Consider the following 1220-nt stretch of genomic DNA (forward strand, 5'->3'; position numbering starts at 1 on the left):
AACTTCATCTTCATCGTGGCCGACGACCTGGGCTTTGCCGACCTGGGCTGCTACGGCGGGCGCGACGCGAGCTTCGGCCCGGTGTCCCCGGTGCTCGATGGCCTGGCGGCCCAGGGCATCCGCTTCACGCAGGGCTATTCGAACTCGCCGGTGTGCTCGCCCACGCGCTTCGGCATGATCACCGGCCGCTACCAGTACCGGCTGCGCGGCGCCGCCGAGGAGCCCATCAACAGCAAGAGCCGCGGCAGCTCGACCCTGGGCCTGCCGCCCTCGCATCCCACGCTGCCTTCGCTGCTCAAGGACGCGGGCTACCGCACCGCGCTGATCGGCAAATGGCACCTGGGCTCGCCGCCGCACTTCGGCCCGCTGCGCTCGGGCTACGAGGAATTCTTCGGCCCCATGTCCGGCGGCGTGGACTACTTCAGCCACTGCGACTCCACCGGCCAGCACGACCTGTGGCTGGGCAACGAGGATCACCAGGCCGAGGGCTACCTCACCGACCTGCTCTCGCGCCGCGCCGCCGACTACGTGCAGCGCATGGCGCAGGGCGATGCGCCCTTCTTCCTCAGCCTGCACTACACCGCGCCCCACTGGCCGTGGGAGACGCGCGACGATGCAGCCAAGGCACCGCAGGTCAAGGACAACCTCTTCGACCTCGCCGGCGGCAACATCCACACCTATCGCCGCATGATCCACCACATGGACGAGGGCATCGGCTGGATCATGCAGGCGCTGGAGCAAGCCGGCATCGCCGACAACACCCTGGTGGTCTTCACCAGCGACAACGGCGGCGAGCGCTTCTCGGACAACTGGCCCCTGGTGGGCGGCAAGATGGATCTGACCGAGGGCGGCATCCGCGTGCCGTGGATCGCGCACTGGCCTGCGGTGATCCGCCCCGGCAACACCAGCGCGCAGTTGTGCATGACCATGGACTGGTCCGCCACGATGCTCGATGCCGCCGGCGTCGCGGCCGATGCGCAGCATCCGCTCGATGGCGTCTCGCTGATGCCGGTACTGCGCGATGCGGGCCACGCCTTCGAGCGCCCGCTGCACTGGCGCATGAACCACCGCGGCCAGCGCGCACTGCGCGAGGGCGAGTGGAAGTACCTGCGGGTGGACGGCAACGACTACCTGTTCAACATCCCGCAGGACGAGCGCGAACGCGCCAACCTGGGCAGGAAGGAGCCGCAGCGCCTGGACGCGATGCGCGCGGCCTGGGA

The 1220-nt window shown here is 69.3% G+C and carries 1 protein-coding gene; it reads left to right on the top strand.

Going from position 1 to position 1220, the window contains the following annotated elements:
- Window positions 1-6 precede the first annotated feature (6 nt).
- Window positions 7-1220: sulfatase family protein (locus BM345_RS29545; protein ID WP_093387416.1), on the top strand; the 1214-nt coding region annotated here is incomplete at its 3' end.

The organism is Variovorax sp. OV329 (assembly GCF_900114785.1).
GTDB lineage: Bacteria > Pseudomonadota > Gammaproteobacteria > Burkholderiales > Burkholderiaceae_C > Variovorax.